Origin of the sequence: Caulobacter sp. ErkDOM-C, assembly GCF_048541825.1 — a bacterium.
Classification (GTDB): domain Bacteria; phylum Pseudomonadota; class Alphaproteobacteria; order Caulobacterales; family Caulobacteraceae; genus Caulobacter.
Map to the genome: position 1 here is coordinate 2,668,866 of NZ_CP183332.1, position 16,802 is coordinate 2,685,667.

Annotated in this window: 9 protein-coding genes; 6 read left to right on the forward strand and 3 right to left on the reverse strand. The window is 66.4% G+C overall.

All coding sequences use genetic code 11. The features are described 5' to 3' along the window. Window positions 1-83: 83 nt before the first annotated feature. Window positions 84-1,655, forward strand: coding sequence for a DUF5597 domain-containing protein (locus tag ACN2C8_RS12975; protein ID WP_419252172.1), 1,572 nt, complete (start codon window positions 84-86; stop codon window positions 1,653-1,655). Window positions 1,656-1,769: 114 nt separating this feature from the next. Here the strand turns inward: ACN2C8_RS12975 and ACN2C8_RS12980 are convergent, their stop codons facing one another. The 3 genes from ACN2C8_RS12980 to ACN2C8_RS12990 form a co-directional block, all read right to left on the reverse strand. Continuing rightward, window positions 1,770-3,452 (reverse strand): glycoside hydrolase family 43 protein, encoded by a 1,683-nt coding sequence (locus ACN2C8_RS12980; protein WP_419252173.1) that lies wholly within the window; start codon window positions 3,450-3,452, stop codon window positions 1,770-1,772. A gap of 122 nt (window positions 3,453-3,574) precedes the next feature. Further along, complete coding sequence (locus ACN2C8_RS12985; RefSeq protein WP_419252174.1) at window positions 3,575-4,726, reverse strand: endo-1,4-beta-xylanase; 1,152 nt, start codon at window positions 4,724-4,726, stop codon at window positions 3,575-3,577. A gap of 147 nt (window positions 4,727-4,873) precedes the next feature. After that, window positions 4,874-8,077, reverse strand: coding sequence for a TonB-dependent receptor (locus ACN2C8_RS12990; protein WP_419252175.1), 3,204 nt, complete (start codon window positions 8,075-8,077; stop codon window positions 4,874-4,876). Between the two features lie 378 nt (window positions 8,078-8,455). On the opposite strand from ACN2C8_RS12990, the gene ACN2C8_RS12995 reads away from it, so the two are divergent. From ACN2C8_RS12995 to ACN2C8_RS13015, 5 genes are all read left to right on the forward strand, one after another. Then, window positions 8,456-9,979, forward strand: a complete 1,524-nt coding sequence (locus tag ACN2C8_RS12995; protein WP_419252176.1) for a tryptophan halogenase family protein — start codon at window positions 8,456-8,458, stop codon at window positions 9,977-9,979. Then, entirely contained in the window at window positions 9,976-11,457 is a 1,482-nt protein-coding gene (locus tag ACN2C8_RS13000; protein ID WP_419252177.1) for a tryptophan halogenase family protein, read from the forward strand. The genes ACN2C8_RS12995 and ACN2C8_RS13000 overlap by 4 nt, the downstream gene beginning before the upstream one ends. After that, window positions 11,454-12,971, forward strand: coding sequence for a tryptophan halogenase family protein (locus ACN2C8_RS13005; RefSeq protein WP_419252178.1), 1,518 nt, complete (start codon window positions 11,454-11,456; stop codon window positions 12,969-12,971). The genes ACN2C8_RS13000 and ACN2C8_RS13005 overlap by 4 nt, the downstream gene beginning before the upstream one ends. Beyond that, window positions 12,968-14,482 (forward strand): tryptophan halogenase family protein, encoded by a 1,515-nt coding sequence (locus ACN2C8_RS13010; protein WP_419252179.1) that lies wholly within the window; start codon window positions 12,968-12,970, stop codon window positions 14,480-14,482. The genes ACN2C8_RS13005 and ACN2C8_RS13010 overlap by 4 nt, the downstream gene beginning before the upstream one ends. Window positions 14,483-14,587: 105 nt before the next feature. After that, the gene (locus ACN2C8_RS13015) at window positions 14,588-16,696 is read left to right on the forward strand and encodes an ATP-binding protein (protein WP_419252180.1); all 2,109 of its coding nucleotides are present in this window, start codon (window positions 14,588-14,590) and stop codon (window positions 16,694-16,696) included. Window positions 16,697-16,802: the final 106 nt, after the last annotated feature.

A 16,802-nucleotide genomic window follows, 5' to 3' on the forward strand; every position in this document is an offset into this window, starting at 1 on the left:
AACAACAACCAGCCGGCGACGGCCCGCGCCGACGCGGCTTTCATGATTGATCTTACAAGTCTCATGAGGTCATCTGACCAATGATGCGTACCCTGATCCAGACCCTGAGCGCCGTGGCGCTGACCGCCGCGCTCTGCGCTTTTCCCGCCGCCGCCGAGGAGATCCCCCGCCTGGCGCCCCAGGGCGACGCGACCCAGCTGCTGGTCGACGGCAAGCCGTTCCTGATCCTGGGCGGAGAGCTGGGCAACTCCACCGCCTCCAGCCTGCCTTACCTGGAAAAGCAGTGGCCCACCCTGAAGGCCCTGGGCCTCAACACCGTGCTGGCCCCGGTGCAATGGGACCAGATCGAGCCGGTCGAGGGGCGCTTCGACTTCACGGTGATCGACGGCGTGATCGCCCAGGCCCGCGCCCACGACACGCGGCTGGTGCTGCTGTGGTTCGGGGCGTGGAAGAACAGCATGTCGACCTACACGCCGGCCTGGGTGAAGCGCGACCGCCAGCGTTTCCCGCTGGCGCGTTCGGCCCAGGGCAAGGTCCAGGAAATCCTGTCGCCCGCCGGCCCGGCCACCCTGGCCGCCGACGCCAAAGCCTTCGCGGCCCTGATGACGCACCTGAGGGCGGTAGATGGCGACCGGCGCACGGTGATCATGATCCAGGTCGAGAACGAGATCGGCATGCTGCCCTCGGCCCGCGATCACTCGCCGCTGGCCGAGGCCGAGTTCCGTAAACCCGTGCCCGCCGCCGTGCTCAAAGCCACCGGCAAGACTGGCTCGGGCAGTTGGGAGCAGGTGTTCGGCAAGAGCGACGCGACCGACGAGCTGTGGCAGGCCTGGTCATTCGGTCGCTTTGTCGAGGGGCTGTCCAGCGCGGGTCAAAAGGCCTACCCGCTGCCGATGTACGTCAACGCCGCGCTGAACAAGCCCGGCGTCGCTCCCGGCGGCTATCCCAGCGCCGGCCCCCTGCCCCACCTCCATGAGGTCTGGAAGGCGGCAGCGCCGTCGGTGTTCCAGGCGCCGGATATCTACTACCCCGACTTCACCCACTGGGCCGCACAGTACGACCGGCCGGGTAATCCGCTGTTCCTTCCCGAGGCCGACCGGGCCGGCAAGGTCGAGGCCCCGGCCAACGCCTTCTGGGCGATCGGCGAGCACGACGCGATCGGCTTCTCGCCGTTCTCCATCGAGAACGTGGCCGATCCGGCCAGCAATCCGCTGGCCGGCGCCTATGCCCTGCTGCGCGAACTGACCCCGACGATCCTGGCCCACCAGGGCAAGGGCGTGATGCGCGGCTTCCGTCCGCCGGTCAGCTTCGACGGCGTGGTCAATGAGGCGCCCCAAACGGTGACGATGGGCGACTGGTCGGTGAAGGTGTCGTTCGTCGATCCCTGGACGCCGAAGGACAAGCAGACCTTTGCGGCGCATGGCGGCCTCGTGATCCGGCTGTCGGCCGACGAGTTTCTGGTGGCCGGCTCGGGGATCACCCTGACCTTCGGCGAAGGCGTCGGGCTGGAGAAGGTGGTCGAGGGACGGTTTGTCGATGGAAAATGGGTCGAGGGGCGCTGGCTGAATGGCGATGAGACGCACCAGGGCCGGCATGTGCGGCTGGAGCCCGGCCGGTTCCAGGCGCAGCGGGTGAAGCTTTATGGGTACAAATAGCTCCTCCCCCTGTGGGGGAGGTGGCCCAAAGGGTCGGAGGGGGCCAGCTCGGCTAAGGCCGCATTAGCCCCCTCAGTCACTCCGTGACAGCTCCCCCAAAGGGGGAGCAGCCCTTCACTTACCGTTCGTATACACCCCGAACATCGCCCCCACGAAGCCTCCCGCCTTCTTGGTCGAGAGCATCGTGCCGTCGGCTCCGGCCTGCAGAACCTTCCAGTCCCCCGGCTTCACGGCGTAGGCGAAGTCATACTCCCCGCCCCGCGCGGTGATCTTCAGGTCGACCGGACCGGCCGGCAGGGGCGTTTCGGCCATCACCACGCCATCGACGGGCTCTCCCGCACCGGCCCTGCGCTCCAGTCGCAGGACCGGCTTGCCGCCCGAGCGCACCACGCCCAGGAAGTAGAAGAACTCGTCACTTTGCAGCGCCGTCAGGCCCGCGCGGTCACCGTCGGCGTTGGGCGCGAAGTCCACCGTCACCTGGGCGGTGGCGTTGATGTGCTGCTGGCGGCGGCCCCAGAACGAGGGCTGGTCGGTCAGCTTGTCGGGGCGGGCCTGCAGGGTCAGGGCGCCCTGGCCCACGCTCCACCAGCGTTCGGTGGGGATGCGGAGGGTCATCCAGTTCAGCGGCAGCTCAGGACCGGCAAAGGTCTCGGCCGCCCTGAACGCCCCGGCGGTGGGTGGCGGCAGGACCTTGGGCGCGGGCAGGTTCGGCGCGGTCGCTACATAGGGAATGGTCTTGCCGTTCTCGAGGATCACCGGCCAGCCGTCCTTCCACTCGACCGGCAGCAGGAAGGTCTCGCGGCCGGTATTGTAGAGGTCGTCGCCATAGGGCCGCACGGCCAGGAAGGTGGCCCACCAGTTGCCGTCGGGGGTGTCGACGATGTCGGCGTGCCCTGCCGAGGTGATCGGCAGCATGCGATCCTTCGGCAGACCGCGCTGGGTCAGGATCGGGTTGTTGGCATAGGGCGTATAGGGGCCGGTGACGCTCCTGGACCGCAGGGCGACCTGGCTGTGCCCCTCGGCCGTGCCGCCCTCGGCGGCGGTCAGATAGTACCAGCCGTCCTTCTTGAGGATGTGCGGCCCCTCGGGCCAGATCGGCTTGGTCGAGGGATCGACGCCCTTGTCCAACAGCAAGGTGCGCGGGCCGACGATCTTCTGGGTCCTGGGATCATATTCCTGAATCCAGATGGCGCGGTGACCCTGATACTCGGCCGGGCCCGGCGGCTCGTCATTATTGAGGATCCAGGCGCGGCCCCCACCGTCCCCATCGTCATCGAAGAAGATCGAGGCGTCGATGCCGCCCACGGTCGGCAGCCACACCGGGTCCGACCACGGACCTTTCGGGTCCTTCGCCGTGATCAGGAAATTGCCCTGGCAGTCGACGCAGGTGTTGAGGATGTAGAACGTGCCCTCGTGCTCCTCGATGGCGGGCGCGAACACGGCGCGCGACAGGCCCAGGCGCTTGAAGTCCAGCATGCCGGGCCGGTCTATGGCGTTGCCGATCTGCTCCCAGTGCACCAGGTCGGTGGAATGCCAGACCGGCAGCCCCGGGAACCAGGCGAAGGTCGAATTGACCAGGTAGTAGTCGCCGCCCACCCGCGTGATGCTGGGGTCGGGGTAGAAGCCCTTGAGGATCGGGTTGCGGTACTGGCCCGGGGCCAGGGCGACCTGCGCATCGACGGGGTCGGCGCCCTGGTAGGCGAAGTTGCGGAACTCCGCCGTCCCGGGCTTGGGCGCGGCTTGGGCGGCTGTAACGAACAGGGCCAGGGCGAGCGCGGTCAGGGTCGGGCGGATCATCTAGGCATCCTTCGATTGTCATCCCGGCCAAGCGCTCAGCGCGCCGAGCCGGGACCGCCGGAAACGCCGGCGCTTGCCGTGGTCCCGGGTCTCCGCTGCGCTGCGCCCGGGATGACAGAGAGTTATCGCGCCGGCGCCGCCCTGAACGCCGCCGCCACGGCCTCGCGCAGGGGCTTGGCCTGATAGTTGTCGTCGTACAGGGTCGGGCGCTTGGGCTTCTTGTCTTCCCGAAGCCACTGGTTCTGCAGCCAGGAATACTTGTCGACCATGCCCCAGGCCAAAACCTCCTTGGTCTGACGATAGGACAGCATCAGGTCGAGATAGCCCTTGGCATAGGCCGCCACCGCCGCATCGCGGGGGCCAAAGTCCAGGATCAGGCCCTTGTCGTGAACGTCGAACTCGGTGATCAGCAGGTCGTAGCCCATGCCGGTCGCCTCATCGAGGAAGGCCCGCCATTCCTGCTCCTGCGGTTTGCCAAAACCGGTGAAGCTGTCGGCGTTCTCGGCGCCGATATGGGCCTGGACGCCCAGGGCGTCGACAGGCGTGCCGCGCTTGCGGAAGCCCTCCAGCAGCTTGAGCACGCCGTAGCGGTGCTTCGCGTTGCCGACTTCCCAGCTCATGTAGTCGTTATAGACGAGGCGGGCCTTCGGCGCGGCGGCGCGGGCGGTGTGAAAGGCCAGGTCCAGGGTCTGCTCGCGGCCCAGGATGTCGGAAAAGACCGTATTGCGCAGCGAGCCGTCGGCGGGATCGACGGTCTCGTTGACCACGTCCCACGAGATCATCTGCGGATAGTGCCGGCACAGCTTCTGGATATGCTCGGTCAGCATGGCCTCGGCGGCGACCTTGGGCTGGGGGCCGAAGTCATGCGTCTTGATCCAGGCCGGGAACCACTGCGGGTGGTGCCACAGCAGGGTGTGACCGCGCAGGGCCTGGCCATTGGCCTTGGCGAAGTCGGCGATGCGGTCGGCGCGCGAGAAGTCGAAGGCCTGCGGGCCGGCGGCGCGGATCACGTACCACTTCAGCTCGTTCTCGGGGACCAGCACGCCGCACTCGTCCTTGAGGATCTGGCGAAGGCGAGCGTCCTCGAACGAGCCGGTGAGCGAACCCACGGGGCCGGCGCCGACGGCGCTGCCGAAGATCAGGCCCTTGTCGCGGGCGAGACGGGCCAGCGATGGCGACGGTGCGGCCAGAGCCGGCAGAGCCGTCATCGCGCCAGCGGCGGCGCCCAGACCGAGGGCCGTACGACGGGAAAGGACCGTGGGAAATGAACGCATCGCCTGAGCCTTCAAAAAGAACCGCGCACCGCCGGTGACGATGCGCGGAGAAGTGGATCTGCAGGAGTACCCGGGCCCCCAAGGCGGAGCCCGTTTTCGAAAGTCGCGCCGGCCCGGGGGAGACCGGACCGGCGCGGTTCCCGAAACCTAGAAGCTCGCGCGCACCACGAAGGTGTAGCGACGGTCGTTCATGAACCAGGAACGGCCGGTCTTGAGCAGGTCGTTGTTCAGCACCTGGCTGGTCATGGTGGTTTCGTTCAGCAGGTTCACGCCCTGGACGCCAATCTTCATCTTCGGATTGACGGTGTAGAAGAACGAGCCATCCAGCTGGCCGGTCGCCTCGTTCATGATCGGCGCGAAGGGCACGATCACGTCGCGGACCGTCAGCAGGAAGTCCGAGCGCCAATTGTAGGCCAGACGGGCCGAGATCGGACCCTTCTCATAGATGGCCGCGAAGTTGGCGTTGTGCTTGGACAGGCCCTGCAGCGGCAGGAGGCTGGTGTCGACCGTAGTCACACGACCGGCCGCCACGTCGGGATCGGTCGCCGACAGCGTGCTTTGCGGCACGCCATTGCTCTCGATGTACGAGTAGTTGGCATTGATGCCGAACCCATCCAGCGGCTTGGGCAGGAAGTCGTAGAACTGCTGGTAGCCGATTTCGAAGCCCTTGACCTTGGCCTTCTTGTCGGAATTGCCCGGCGTGGTCGTCACGACATCGAAGGTCGCGCCATTGTTGGTGAACGGCAGCCGCACGGTGGTGTTCGTGGCGACGTCGGTCAGCTCCTTGTAGAAGGCCGCGACGGTCAGTGAGCCGACCGAGGCGAAGTACCATTCCACCGAAGCGTCCAGATTGGTCGACTGGGTAGGCTTCAGATAGGGGTTGCCGACCGTGACATTGCCGCTGGGCCGGCCGTTGGAAATGCCGTCGGCGTTGGTGTTCAGCGACAGGTTATAATAGTTGCGGGTCAGGCCGATATCTGGCGGGGCCAGGGTCTTGGATGCGCCCAGGCGGTACTGAAGACCATTGGGCATGACCACCTTCACATTGAAGCTGGGCAACCAGTGGTTGAAGTCCTTGCTGGCCGTGGTCGGAGTCACAGCGCCATTGGCCCAGGCCCGCGCCGAAGCACGAACCGACGGCGCCAGTTGGCAGAACGGGGTCGGAGCCTGGCCAATCGGCACGATGGCGCACTGGGCATCCGTCGTGAAGTTGCTGTTCGGGAACGCCAGGAAGCCTTCGGCCTCGCGGGTGGTCGAGGTGTAGCGCAGACCGATATTGCCGCTGACCCGAGCCGCGCCAACGTCGCCCTTGAAGCGGGTCACCACATAGGCGGCCTTGTTGACCTCGTTAACCGGGTTGATTTCCTGCGGAAGGAAGGGCGATCCGGCGATGGTGTTACAGCGCTTGGCCAGGGGCACCCAGTGCTGCGGGCAGCCATTGGCGCCGTTGCGCGGTTGCCATTCGTCACCGACCAGCAGGGCGAAGTCGGACATGGTCTTGTAGTCGATCGCCGCATTGCCCGCATAGAACAGACGCGAGTCGGTTCCAGTCGGCAGCGGGGTCTGGCCGCGCATGAAGTTGGGGAAGCCCCACAGTTCGGCAGCGCCGGCGGTGGTCGAACCGGCCCCGCCGAGCGGGTTGCTGTCGACAATGCCGTCGACCTTGTCATCGAGCCAGACCGGGCCGTTATTGCCCCAGATCTCGCTGAGCACGCCCCAGTTATAGGTCGAGAAGCGCGTGGTCTGGTCGCGTTCGGCCCAGCGCACGCCAGCCTTGACCGAGTCGAACCAGGTGTCGTCGTTGAACTTGTATTCGACGTCGACCTTCAGCGAGTCCTCGGTGCCTTCGGACTGCTCGATGTGGTCCATCGCCGAGCGCCAGAAGTGGTTGTAGGGGTCGCTCAGATTGGCATGCGTGCCGCGGCCGTAGGACGGGCAGTTGTTGTTGATCGGCAGACAGTTCGACGGGGTCAGGCCATTGCCCGGCAGCGAGAAGGCCACCGTCGGCAGATCGTTGCCGTTCAGGGTGATGGCGGCGTTCTGGAAAGTCGAGGTCCAGATACCGACATCGATATTGTCGACCTTGGAGTCAACGTGCTGGGCGTCGAACTGGAAGCCCCAGTTCTCGTTCGGGGTCCACTTGAAATTGAAGCCGTAGTCGCTGGTCAGGTAGGTCTGATCAACGTCGCGGCGGATATTGTTCGACTGCAGGCCGTCGATCGGCGTGCGCGGATCGGAGAACTGGTCCGAACGCCAGCCGGTGGTGCCGGTGATGGCGCCGTTGGTGAACACGCCGCGGTCGTCAAAGCTGAAGGTCGTGCCGGCGACGGCGCGAGAGTCGCCGTTGCTGGTCACGTTGTCGGTGGCGATTTCCATCGCGTGCTCGGTCCAGGCCGAATTCGATTCCGAACGCAGGTACTGGAAGGCCGCTTCCATGGTGCCGTCGGTGCTCTTCCACTGCACCGCCGCCCCGGCGCCCTGGCGCTCGCGTTCGGTAGTGGTGGAGCGGAACGCCGCGCCGCGCGGGAACCACACGCCCTTGGCGCCATTGCCGCAATTGCTGCTGGCCACGCCCAGATTGGTGCGGCAGCCGAAGTTCGACGCCTGGATGGCGTCACTGCGGGTCGACAGTTCGGAATTGACGTAGCTCAGCAGTAGGCCGAATTCGCCGACATTGGTGTCGAACCGGTCGCTGTAGAGGAAGGAATAGGTTGGCTTCCACGACTTGACCATGTCGCCATAGCTGGCCTCGGCCGACAGCGAGAGCAGGCGCTTCTTGCTGTCAAACGGCAGGCGCGTGCGCAGGTTGACGGTGCCCGAGATCCCGCCCTCGATCATGTCGGCCGAAGGGCTCTTGAACACGTCGACGCCGCCCATCAGTTCCGAGGGAACGTCGGCGAAGCTGAGGATGCGGCCGTTATTGGCCGAGAAGGTATCGCGGCCGTTCAGTTCGGAGCGCACGAAGTTCAGACCGCGCACCACGACGCCGGATCCCTCGACCGAGAAGTGGTCCGGATCGACGCCGGCGGCGAAGCGGTTGATCGACACGCCGGGCACGCGTTGCAGGGCCTCGGTGACCGAGCGGTCTGGCAAGGCGCCGATGTCTTCGGCTGTGATCGAGTCGCCGATGATCTCGGACGACTGCTTCAGCGCCTGAGAGCTCTTCAGGCTCTGGCGGATGCTGGTGACCACGACCTCGTCAACGGCGACGGCGTCATCGGTCTTGGTCTGGGCGAACGCAGGCCCGGCGAAGATCGCCGCGCCGAGCGCCACGGCGGATGCGCCGCACTTCAGACCCGACATGAATGAATTTTGCCCGCGCTGCGCGGACGGCCTCTGAACAGAGCCCATGTGTCTCACCTCCCCTTTTTTGGATAGCGCGACGTTAGCGCTACCATTGGTCATGTTACCGTGACCATTATTGGTCAGATCATATGACAGATCACCGGCTGTCAAGCGTTGCCACTCAGACCTGGCTCACGTAGCTGTGCAAAGGGGAGATACCTGGAACGAAGGGCTTCAAGGGCTTGTCGCCTGCACGACACACGCACCCACGGCCTCTTCTACCTACGGTTTCCCCCCGATGGTTTGACCACCTGAACCGGAACTTGCCGTCCGGATGATAAGAAGATGACAACCAAAGACAGCGTTGTCAATTTACAGTTTGTCTCAAAGGCCGTTCCGTCAGAAAGGGCCATGGGACAAATGGGGAGCGGAGGAAGCAGCGCGATGGATGACACCGGGAACAATGGTATCCGAAAAATCGTCATCGTCGGCGGCGGCACCGCTGGCTGGATGACGGCCGCCGGGCTCAGCGCCGTGCTGGGCGATTCGCGCGTCACCATCGAACTGGTTGAGTCGGCCGAGATCGGCACTGTCGGGGTGGGTGAGGCCACCGTGCCACACATCCGGAATTTCAACGCCAAGCTGGGCCTCGACGAGGCCGACTTCATGCGCAAGACCCAGGCCACCTACAAGCTGGGCATCGAGTTTCGCGACTGGGGCCGCAAGGGCGAGGGCTATATTCACCCCTTCGGCGGCTTTGGTCAGGCCATTGGCGGAGTGGCGTTCCACCAGCATTGGCTGCGGGCCAGGGCTCGGGGCGAGGCCGACGGCATCGAGGCCTACAGCCTGCCGATCGTGGCCGCCCGGCTGAACCGGTTCGCCCCGCCCTCCTCTGATCAGCGCTCGCTGAGATCGACCTTTTCCTACGCCTACCAGTTCGATGCGGGGCTCTACGCCCAGTATCTGCGGGCCTATTCCGAGGCCCGTGGCGTCAGGCGCATCGAGGGTAAAATCCTGGAGGTCTCGCTGCGCGGCGAGGACGGCTTCGTCGAAGCCGTGACCCTGGAAAGCGGTCAGCGGATCGAGGGCGACCTGTTCATCGATTGCTCCGGCTTCCGGGGCCTGCTGATCGAGCAGGCGATGAAGACCGGCTATGAGGACTGGACCCACTGGCTGCCCTGCGACCGGGCAGCGGCCGTGCCCTGCGACGCGGTGGAGCCACCCACGCCCTATACCCGCGCCACCGCCGATGACGCCGGCTGGCGCTGGCGGATCCCCCTGCAGCACCGGGTGGGCAACGGCTATGTCTATTGCAGCAGCTATATCAGCGACGACGAGGCAGCCCGGGTGCTGGTCTCCAAGCTGGACGGCAAGGCCCAGGCCGACCCGCGCTTCCTGCGGTTCATGACCGGCCGGCGCAAGAAACAGTGGAACCGGAACGTCGTGGCCATCGGCCTGGCCTCCGGCTTCCTGGAACCGCTGGAAAGCACCAGCATCCACCTGATCCAGGTGGCCATCTCCACCCTGCTGGAACTGTTCCCCGAGCGCGGCTGCGCCGGCGCCGACCAGGACGAGTACAACCGGGTCATGGACCTGGAATTCGAGCGCATCCGCGACTTCCTGGTGCTGCACTATCACGCCACCCAGCGGGGCGACTCCGCCTTCTGGCGCGACAAGGCCGCCGCCCCTATCCCCGACAGCCTGGCCTACAAGATGGAGCTGTTCCGCGATCGGGGCATGGTGGTGAAATATCGCGACGGCTTCTTCCTGGAGCCCTCATGGCTGGCCGTCTATCTGGGCCAGAACATCCTGCCGCGCGGCTATGACCCGATGGCCGACGCCGTCGATCCGGGCGAGGCCGCCCGCAAGCTGACCGAACTGAAGGCGGCGGTGCGACGCACGGCCGAATCCATGCCCGACCATCAGGCCTTCATCGAACGCTTCTGCAACGCGCGAGGCGCGGCATGAGTCAGCCCCCTCCCCTGGGCCGGGTCGCCATCATCGGCGGCGGTGTCGAGGCCTGGATCACGGCCGCCGGCCTGGCCCGCGCCACCGGTGGGCAAGCCGCGATCCGCGTCATCGCAACGGGACCCGGCGCGACCGGCGCGCTCTCCACCCTGCCCTCGCTGCGATCGTTCCACGCCCTGCTGGGCTTGGACGAGGCGGCGCTGATGGCCGCCACCCGGGCGACCTACAGGCTGGGCTCGCGGTTCAGCGGCTGGACGCCCGACGCCAGCTTCTGCGACGCCTTCGGCGAGATCGGGGCCAGTCTGGAAGGGGTGGGCTTCCACCACTACTGGAACCGCCTTCGCCTGGCCGGCGACGCCACGCCGCTGGATGACTACAGCCTCGCCGCCGTCATCGCGCGGCTGGGTCGGTTCGCGGGCCCCGATCCCGATCCGCGCTCGCCGTTGTCGACCCTGACCTATGGTCTGCACCTGGACGCCGGGCTCTATGTGGACGTGCTGCGGCGCCTGGCCCTGCAGGGCGGCGTGGGCGACAGCACCGGCGAGGTCGCAGAGGTGGTTCGCGACGGCCAGACCGGCCACATCGCGGCCGTGGTGCTGGCCGACGGCGAGCGGGTCGAGGCGGAACTCTTCGTCGACTGCACCGGCCCCGCCGCCCTGCTGATGGGCGACGAACCGTTCGAGGACTGGTCGACCCTGCTGCCCGCCGACCGCGCCGTGCGGATCGCCGCGCCGGTCTTGAGCGACGCGCCGCCCCTCACCGAGATCGAGGCGACCGCCGAAGGCTGGCGCTGGCTTATCCCGCTGCGCGACCGCCTGGACGGCGGCCTGGCCTATCGCGCCGAACTGACCAGCGACGAGGCGGCCGTGAAGGCGGCCTGGGCCGGCCTGCCCGGCGCGCGCGCCTCGGAGCCGCAGTTCCTGTCGATCCGCAACGGTCGGCGGGTCCGCGCCATGGTCGGCAACTGCGTGGCCATCGGCGGCGCGGCCGGCAGGGTCGAGGCCATGGACGGCGCCGATGTTCACCTGATCCAGAGCGGTGTCACCCGCCTGATCGCCCTTTTCCCCCGGCCCGGCGGCGCGCCGGTGGCCGCCGAGGAGTACAACCGCCTGGGCGCGGAGACGTTCGAACGCGTCCGCGACATGGCCATCCTGCATTATCGGCGCGCCGGTCGCCGTGACGGCGCGATCTGGGACCTGGGCCGCAACGCCGCCGTTCCCGACAAGCTGGCCTACAGGATCGCCCAGTTCGAGAGCCGCGGGCGGGTGGTAATGTATGACGAGGAGACCTTCCTGGAGCCCAGCTGGATCGCCGCCTTCATCGGCCACGGCGTCCTGCCGGGGCGCTATGATCCGCTCGCCGACCGGATGCCGCTGGAGCGCGTGCGCATGACTTTGGGACGTATGCGAGAGATCTTCCGGCAGACGGCGGAGCGATTGCCGAGCCATGCGGAGGCGCTGACGCGCGGGGTCCCATGAACAGCAACCCCGTCCGCAAGGTCCTGATCGTCGGCGGCGGCACGGCCGGCTGGATGACGGCCGCCGCGCTCGCCAAGGTGCTCAAGGGCGTGGAGGTCACACTGGTCGAGAGCGACGCCATTTCGACCGTCGGCGTCGGCGAGGCGACCATCCCGCCGATCAACACCTTCAACCAGATCCTGGGCATCGACGAAGCCGACTTCATGCGGGCCACAAAGGCCAGCTTCAAGCTGGCCATCGAGTTCGTCGACTGGACGGCGCCGGGCTCGCGCTACCTGCATCCGTTCGGCGGCTTTGGCCTGGATATCGAGGCCATCAAGTTCCACCAGTTCTGGCTGAAGGCCCAGTCACAAGGGTCCACCCAACCCCTCGACGACTTCAATCTGTCGGCCACGGCGGCGCGGATGGGCCGGTTCATGCTGCCCAGCAAGGACCCGGGCCAGGTGCTGTCGAGCCTGAAATACGCCTTCCATTTCGACGCCGGACTCTATGCCCGCTACCTGCGCGACTATGCCGAAAAGCGCGGTGTGATCCGGCGCGAGGGCAAGGTGGTGGATGTGTCGCTGCGCAGCGACGACGGCTTCATCACCTCAGTCACCACCGACAGAGGCGCGGTGATCGAGGCCGATCTGTTCATCGACTGCTCGGGCTTTCGGGGCCTGCTGATCGAGCAGGCGCTGGACACCGGCTTTGAGGACTGGGGCCATTGGCTGCCCAATGACCGCGCCGTGGCCATGCCGTGCGAGACCGGCGGCGATGGCCTGACGCCCTATACCCGGGCTACGGCGGATGCGGCCGGCTGGCGCTGGCGCATCCCGCTGCAGCACCGCACCGGCAACGGCTATGTCTATTCCAGCCAGCATATCAGCGATGACGACGCCGTGGCCCGCCTGCGCGCCACCCTGGACGGCCCTGCCCGCGCCGAGCCTAATTTCATCCGGTTCCGGGCCGGTCGGCGCAAGCAGGTCTGGGTCAAGAACTGCGTCGCCATCGGCCTGGCCTCGGGCTTCCTGGAGCCGCTGGAGAGCACCAGCATCCAGATGATCCAGACCGGGATCACCAAGCTTCTGGCCCTGTTCCCCGACAAGGGTTTCGACCCGGTCGAGATCGCCGAATACAACCGCCTGACCATCCTGCAGACCGAGCTGATCCGCGACTTCATCATCCTCCACTTCAAGGCCAATGAACGCCCCGAGCCCTACTGGCAAAGGGCCCGCGAGATGGCGATCCCGGAAAGCCTGCAGCGCAAGATCGACCTGTTCGCTGCGCGCGGCCGCCTGTTCCAGTCGGACCATGACCTCTTTGCCGAGCCGTCCTGGATCGCCGTAATGCTGGGCCAGAACATCCGGCCGCGAAACTATGATCCGCTGGTCGACACGCTGGACGAGCAGCTGGTGCGCGGCCAGATGCAGCGCCTGGCCGCCCTGGTGCGCCAGACCGCGCAGGCCCTGCCCACCCACGAAGCCTTTATCGCCCGCTACTGCGCCGCGACCGAAATCGAGAAAGCCCGATGACCAGCGTCAATCGTCTTCGCAAGGTCGTCATCGTCGGCGGCGGCACCGCCGGCTGGATGACCGCCGCCGCCCTGGGCCGCTTCCTGACCCGCGACGGTCAGACGAAGGTGACCGTGGTGGAATCCGAGGCCATCGGCACCGTGGGGGTCGGCGAGTCGACCATCCCGCAGATCAATATCTTCAACCGCATGCTGGGCCTCGACGAGAACGACTTCGTCCGCAAGACCAAGGCCACCTTCAAGCTGGCCATCGAGTTCGTCGACTGGAAGGCGATCGGCCACAGCTATCACCATCCGTTCGGCCCCTATGGCGTCGACATGGAGGCCGTGTCGTTCCACGCCTACTGGCTCAAGCTGCATGGCATGGGCCTGGAGCCGGATCTGGGGGCCTATTCGCTCAATGCCGTCGCGGCCCGGCAGAACCGGTTCATGCGTCCAAACGGACAGGCCAATTCACCGCTGGGCGCGATCGCCTATGCCTTCCAGTTCGATGCCGGCCTCTATGCCCGCTATCTGCGCGACTATGCCGAGGCGCGCGGGATCGTGCGGCAGGAGGGCAAGATCGCGACGGTGCAGCAGGACGGCCTGACTGGCTTCGTCACCTCGGTCACCCTGGAGAGCGGCGAGATCATTGACGGCGACCTGTTCATCGACTGCTCGGGCTTCCGTGGCCTGCTGATCGAACAGACCCTGCAGACAGGCTTCGAGGACTGGTCGCAGTGGCTGCTCAATGACCGCGCCGTCGCCGTGCCCTGCACGCTTGGCGGGTCAAACGCCCCGGTCACCCGCGCCACGGCCCGGCCGGCCGGCTGGCAATGGCGCATCCCGCTGCAGCACCGGCTGGGCAACGGCTATGCCTATTCCAGCGCCCATATCAGCGAGGACGAGGCCACGGCTTATCTGCTGGCCCATCTCGACGGCGAGCCTCTGGCCGCGCCCAACCAGATCCGCTTCACCGCCGGCCGGCGCAAGAAGAGCTGGAACAAGAACGTCGTCGCCATCGGTCTGGCGGCGGGCTTCATGGAGCCGCTGGAAAGCCAGTCGATCCACCTGATTCAGGTGGGCATCGCCCGCCTGCTGGCCATGTTCCCCGATCGCGATTTCCGCCAGCCCGACATCGACCGCTACAACCGCGTGATGGCCTTCGAATACGAGAAGATCCGCGACTTCATCGTCCTGCATTTCAAGGCCACGCAGCGGAACGACACGCCCTACTGGGACTATCTGCGCGAAATGCCGATCCCCGATTATCTGGCCGACAAGATCGCCATGTTCGAGAGCCATGGCCGGACCTTCCGCGAGAACGACGAGCTGTTCAACGACACCTCGTGGTTTGCCGTCATGGTCGGCCAAGGCCTGCTGCCCGGGGGCTATGACCCGATGGTCGAGGTGATGAGTGACGAGGAACTGCTCCGGCGCATGGCCGACATCAAGGCCGTGATCGCCAAGTCGGCCGAGGTGATGCCCGGGCATTTCGAGTTCATTCGCGCCAACTGCGACGCGATGGGGTGAGGCCGGCGAGCCTGCGCCCTGTGTCGTTTCGTCCCGCTGCCATTTATTGAAACGCCTTAACCATGCGTGCATGGTCAAGAGCCTGAATCAGGGCGAGGGCGTGGCATGTTGATTCGCGATACCGCACCAGATCTTGAGCAGCGGCGTCTCGCGGCCTTGTGGGCGTTGGACATTCTCGACAGCCTCGATGAAGACGGCTTCAACGACCTGGTCGCCGAGGTCTCCGAGACCTGCAACACGCCGATCTCCCTGATCTCTTTGGTCGACACTGACCGCCAGTGGTTCAAGGCGCGAGTCGGACTCGAGGCGCAGGAAACCCCGCGCGACGTGGCCTTCTGTCACCACGCCATCCAGACGCCGGCGCTGTTCGTGATCGAGGATGCGACCCAGGACCCCCGCTTCCTGGACAATCCCCTGGTCACGGGAGCGCAGGGCATTAGGGCCTATGCCGGCGCGCCCCTGACCACGGTCGATGGTTTGCGGATCGGCACGCTTTGCGCCATCGACACCCAGCCCAAGCGCTGGACGCCGCGCGAGTTGCGCTGCCTGGAACGCCTGTCGCGGGTCGCCATGACCATGATCGAGACCCGGGCCGGCGCCCGGGTCGCCGTCGCCCAGATCAAGACGCTCGAGGACTTGCGTCGAAGCGACCAGCGCTATCGGACCATCATCGCCGCCATGCGCGAAGGGGTGGTGCTGCAGGACCAATCCAGCATCATTGTCGAGCATAACGCCCATGCCGCAGTTCTGCTGGGCATGACCAGCGACCAGCTGGCCGGCCGTTCCTCGGCGGATCGCGACTGGAGCCTGGTCACGGCCGAGGGCGCGCCCCTGACCGTCGACCAGCAGCCTTCGATGCAGTGCCTGAGCACGGGCAAGCCGGTTCTGGATTTCATGCTGGGTGTCAAACTGCCCAACGGCGACCAGCGCTGGTTGAACGTCAATTCCCTGCCGATCTTCGAGGGCGACGGCCCCACCCCTGCCCAGACCCTGACCACCTTCGTCGACATCACCCAGCTGAAGCGTCAGGAGGTCGCCCTGATCGAAGCGCTCGCCGCCGCCGAGCGGGCCAGCGCGGCCAAATCGACCTTCCTGGCCAATGTCAGCCACGAGATCCGCACCCCGCTCAACGGCGTCATCGCCCTGGCCAAGGCCCTGTCGCGCCTCAACATGCCCGACCGCCAGCGGGAGATGGTGGACATCATCGTTCACTCGGGCGAGTCGCTGGAGCGCATCCTCAACGACCTGCTCGACATCGCCAAGATCGAAGCCTCGCGCATGGAGCTGGAGATCGCACCCTTCGATCTTGTGGCCGAGATCCATACCTGCACCGACCTGATGCGCCTGCGCGCCGATGGCAAGGGCATCGCCTTTGAGACTGTCTTTTCGCCCGAGGCGAACGGCTTCTTCCTGGGCGACGCCTTGCGGTTGCGACAGGTGGTCTCCAATCTGACGGCCAATGCCATCAAGTTCACCGACAGTGGCGGCGTCAGCCTGAGGGTCGAGGTCGAGACCCTCGTAGCGGACGAGTGCCGCCTGACGGTCACCGTCAACGATACCGGCATCGGCCTGGACCCCGAAGTGCTGCCCCGGCTGTTCGAGCGCTTCGTGCAGGGCGACGACACCGTCACGCGGCGCTTTGGCGGCACCGGACTGGGCCTGGCCATCTGCAAGACCCTGGTGATCCTGATGGGCGGCGAGATCGAGGCGCGGGCGCGTCCCGAAGGCGGCAGCAGCTTTGCCTTCAGCTTGCCCCTGCGCCGCGCCGAGGCGCCTGCTGCGGCCGCCCCTGAACAGGGCGCTCCGGCGCTGCGCATGGATCAGCATCTTCGCGTCCTGCTGGCCGAAGATCATCCCGTCAATCGCCGGGTCGTCGAGCTGCTGCTTGAACCGCACCAGGTCGAACTGGTGATGGCCGAGAACGGGGCCGAGGCCTTTGCCAAGTTCAGCGAGTCACAGTTCGACGTTGTCCTGATGGACATGCAGATGCCGGTGATGGACGGCCTATCGGCTACGGCCAACATCCGTCGCTGGGAGGCGGCGATGCAAAGACCGCCGACGCCGATCGTCATGATGACGGCCAACGCGTCGAGCGACCACCGCGAACAGGCGATGGTCGCCGGCGCCGACGGGTTCATCACCAAGCCGGTGACGCCAGACAGCCTCTATGCCGGGATCGACGCCGCCTTGTCGCTCAGCACCGCTGCAGCCTGAGCCCGCTGCGCCGGCCGGCGCAACAAGGTCTGACCTATAGTCTTCGCTCTTGCCGGTCCCCGCCGGGCTCAGCGCCACTGGCAGGCCGCCAGCGGCCCTGCGCCGG